Origin of the sequence: Pseudomonas sp. NPDC087804 (assembly GCF_044742965.1) — a bacterium.
Lineage (GTDB): Bacteria > Pseudomonadota > Gammaproteobacteria > Pseudomonadales > Pseudomonadaceae > Aquipseudomonas > Aquipseudomonas rustica.
On record NZ_JBIUVN010000060.1, the window covers coordinates 1 to 3,807 of the forward strand.

At 56.6% G+C, this 3,807-nt stretch carries 5 protein-coding genes and 1 pseudogene; all 6 read left to right on the plus strand.

Features of this window, described 5'->3' with window-relative positions:
- Positions 1 to 137: 137 nt before the first annotated feature.
- Positions 138 to 935, plus strand: coding sequence for a ParA family protein (locus ACIOMO_RS27785; protein ID WP_007911909.1), 798 nt, complete (start codon positions 138 to 140; stop codon positions 933 to 935).
- 9 nt (positions 936 to 944) lie between these two features.
- Positions 945 to 1,817 (plus strand): ParB/RepB/Spo0J family partition protein, encoded by an 873-nt coding sequence (locus ACIOMO_RS27790; RefSeq protein WP_008084408.1) that lies wholly within the window; start codon positions 945 to 947, stop codon positions 1,815 to 1,817.
- Positions 1,818 to 1,965: 148 nt separating this feature from the next.
- Positions 1,966 to 2,373 carry a F0F1 ATP synthase subunit I gene (locus ACIOMO_RS27795; protein WP_008084411.1) on the plus strand — a complete coding sequence of 136 codons (408 nt, stop codon included), beginning with the start codon at positions 1,966 to 1,968 and terminating at the stop codon, positions 2,371 to 2,373.
- Positions 2,374 to 2,389: 16 nt separating this feature from the next.
- Positions 2,390 to 3,259 carry a F0F1 ATP synthase subunit A gene (gene atpB, locus ACIOMO_RS27800; RefSeq protein WP_053125288.1) on the plus strand — a complete coding sequence of 290 codons (870 nt, stop codon included), beginning with the start codon at positions 2,390 to 2,392 and terminating at the stop codon, positions 3,257 to 3,259.
- A gap of 133 nt (positions 3,260 to 3,392) precedes the next feature.
- Positions 3,393 to 3,650 carry a F0F1 ATP synthase subunit C gene (gene atpE, locus ACIOMO_RS27805; RefSeq protein WP_003097235.1) on the plus strand — a complete coding sequence of 86 codons (258 nt, stop codon included), beginning with the start codon at positions 3,393 to 3,395 and terminating at the stop codon, positions 3,648 to 3,650.
- A gap of 58 nt (positions 3,651 to 3,708) precedes the next feature.
- Positions 3,709 to 3,807 (plus strand): annotated as a pseudogene (locus ACIOMO_RS27810) (F0F1 ATP synthase subunit B); the annotation flags it as partial.

Below are 3,807 nucleotides of genomic sequence, written 5' to 3' on the forward strand. Positions count from 1 at the left end.
TTCCGACTGTTGTGGTGTTAGGTTTGACTGCTTTCTTCTGAATTGTTAGCTTACGCGCAGTGTGAGTACGTTGTTGGAAATGCCAACGCCTTCTGCCGATCCTTCGCGCCTCGGCATGATTGGGAACACAAGCAAGAATGGCTAAGGTATTCGCGATAGCGAACCAAAAGGGTGGTGTGGGCAAGACCACCACCTGCATCAACCTCGCAGCATCCCTGGTCGCGACCAAGCGCCGGGTGCTGTTGATCGATCTCGATCCACAGGGCAACGCCACCATGGGTAGCGGTGTGGATAAACACGGCCTGGAAAACTCGGTCTACGACCTGCTGATCGGCGAATGCGATCTGGCTCAGGCCATGCACTATTCCGAACACGGCGGTTATCAACTGCTGCCGGCCAACCGCGATTTGACGGCAGCCGAAGTGGTGCTGCTGGAAATGCAGATGAAGGAAAGCCGTCTGCGCAGTGCGCTGGCGCCGATCCGTGAAAACTACGATTACATTTTGATCGACTGCCCGCCGTCGCTGTCGATGCTGACTCTGAACGCATTGGTCGCTGCTGACGGGGTGATTATCCCCATGCAGTGCGAGTATTTTGCGCTCGAAGGTCTCAGCGACCTTGTGGATAACATCAAGCGCATCGCCGAACTGCTCAATCCAAACCTGAAAGTCGAAGGCCTGCTGCGGACGATGTACGACCCGCGCCTGAGTCTGATGAACGATGTTTCGGCGCAGCTCAAGGAACACTTTGGCGAGCAGCTGTACGACACGGTGATCCCGCGCAACATCCGTCTGGCCGAAGCGCCAAGCTACGGCATGCCGGCGTTGGCTTACGACAAGCAATCGCGCGGCGCCCTGGCTTATCTGGCCCTGGCTGGCGAGATGGTTCGCCGTCAGCGCAAAAATTCACGCATCGCCGCCGCTCAGGCAACTTAAGGAATCCCCATGGCCGTCAAGAAACGAGGTCTCGGACGTGGACTGGATGCACTGCTGAGTGGTCCGACTGTCAGCGCGCTGGAAGAACAAGCCGCGCAAGCTGACACCCGTGAGCTGCAGCACCTGCCGCTGGATCTGCTCCAGCGCGGCAAATACCAGCCGCGTCGGGACATGGATCCGCAAGCGCTGGAAGAGCTGGCGCTGTCGATCAAGGCACAAGGCGTGATGCAGCCGATCGTGGTGCGCCCGATTGGCGGTGGCCGTTTTGAAATCATCGCCGGTGAACGTCGCTGGCGCGCGAGCCAGCAAGCCGGGCAGGAAACCATTCCGGCGATGGTGCGCGACGTACCCGATGAAACCGCGATCGCCATTGCGCTGATCGAGAACATCCAGCGCGAAGACCTCAATCCAATCGAAGAAGCGGTGGCCTTGCAGCGTTTGCAGCAGGAATTCCAGCTGACTCAACAGCAGGTTGCCGAGGCTGTGGGTAAATCCCGAGTCACTGTGGCTAACCTGTTGCGACTTATTGCGCTGCCGGAAGTCATCAAGACCATGCTGTCCCACGGCGACCTGGAAATGGGCCATGCCCGTGCTTTGCTCGGTTTGCCCGAGAATCAGCAGGTGGAAGGGGCGCGACATGTTGTCGCACGCGGCCTGACCGTGCGCCAAACTGAAGCACTGGTTCGCCAGTGGTTGAGTGGCAAACCGGAGCCTGTGGAAGCCAGCAAACCCGACCCGGATATCGCCCGCCTCGAACAGCGTCTGGCCGAGCGCCTAGGCTCTGCGGTGCAGATTCGCCACGGGAAGAAGGGAAAGGGTCAGTTGGTGATCGGTTATAACTCGCTCGATGAGCTTCAAGGTGTGCTCGCACACATCCGCTGAAACATTTCCTCATGTAGCGCGCAGTCGGAAATCACTACCTGACAGTTGAATAGGGGCAGAACCGCCCCTATACTCTGCGCGCATTTTGTCGGCACAAATTATGCCAAGTTATTGAATTCTGGCAGCCGACCATTGGAGAGCAATAGTGATGGAAACCCGCAAGCCAAACCGCCTGCCGTTCCATCGCCTGGCGGTCTTTCCGGTGTTAATGGCTCAATTTGTCATTTTGCTCATTGCCGCTTTGGCGCTCTGGCAATGGCACGGAGTCGTTGCCGGATACTCGGGACTTTGCGGAGGCCTGATAGCCTTGCTGCCCAATGTTTATTTCGCTCATAAGGCATTTCGGTTTTCCGGCGCCCGAGCAGCCCAGTCCATCGTACGGTCTTTTTATGCCGGCGAGGCAGGCAAACTGATTTTGACAGCAGTGCTTTTTGCGCTGGTGTTTGCAGGTGTGAAGCCGCTGGCGCCGATAGCTGTATTCGGCGTGTTCGTGCTGACTCAGTCGGTCAGCTGGTTCGCTCCCCTGCTGATGAGAACAAGACTTTCGAGACCTTAGGGCGTTTGAGGCAACCATGGCAGAAACAACCGCTTCGGGCTATATCCAGCACCACTTGCAGAACCTGACCTTCGGTCAGCTACCTAACGGCGGCTGGGGCTTTGCCCACACCGCAGCAGAAGCCAAAGAAATGGGCTTCTGGGCTTTCCACGTCGATACTCTCGGCTGGTCGGTCGCGTTGGGTCTGATCTTCGTTTTTCTTTTCCGCATGGCGGCAAAGAAAGCGACTTCGGGTCAGCCGGGTGCTTTGCAGAACTTCGTTGAAGTATTGGTCGAATTCGTCGATGGCAGCGTGAAAGACAGCTTCCATGGCCGTAGCCCGGTGATTGCACCGCTGGCACTGACCATCTTCGTCTGGGTGTTCCTGATGAACGCCGTCGACCTGATCCCGGTCGACTGGATTCCTCAGCTGGCCATCCTGATCTCCGGTGACCACCACATCCCGTTCCGCGCCGTGTCGACTACCGACCCGAACGCAACTCTGGGCATGGCGTTGTCGGTTTTCGCACTGATCATTTTCTACAGCATCAAGGTCAAGGGCATCGGCGGCTTCATCGGCGAACTGACCCTGCACCCGTTCGGCAGCAAGAACATCTTTGTTCAGGCCCTGCTGATCCCGGTGAACTTCCTGCTGGAATTCGTGACCCTGATCGCTAAACCGATCTCTCTGGCTCTGCGTCTGTTCGGCAACATGTATGCCGGTGAGCTGGTGTTCATTCTGATCGCTGTGATGTTCGGCAGCGGTCTGCTCTGGCTGAGCGGCCTGGGCGTTGTTCTGCAGTGGGCTTGGGCTGTGTTCCACATCCTGATCATCACCCTGCAGGCGTTCATCTTCATGATGCTGACCATCGTCTACCTGTCGATGGCGCACGAAGAAAACCATTAAGACCAGTCTCGACTAGTCTGATGTCCTTCCCGGTCAAACGGGAAGGGGCTCTTCACAGGGCACCTGAAACGATTTGTTTTACCGCTTTAATCTAAAAAACCTAAACCATACGACGTAAAAGTCGGGAGGAAAGATGGAAACTGTAGTTGGTCTAACCGCTATCGCTGTTGCACTGTTGATCGGCCTGGGCGCACTGGGTACCGCAATTGGTTTCGGCCTGCTGGGCGGCAAGTTCCTGGAAGGCGCAGCGCGTCAGCCAGAAATGGTTCCAATGCTGCAAGTTAAAATGTTCATCGTTGCCGGTCTGCTCGACGCCGTAACCATGATCGGTGTTGGTATCGCGCTGTTCTTCACCTTCGCGAACCCGTTCGTTGGTCAGATCGCTGGCTAATTACTCGGATATTCCGGGTAATTTGGTGTGATGGACAACGTAACTGCGAGGTGTTGGCGTGAACATTAATGCGACCCTGATTGGCCAGTCCGTTGCGTTCCTGATTTTTGTACTGTTCTGCATGAAGTATGTATGGCCTCCGGTCATCGCTGCTCTG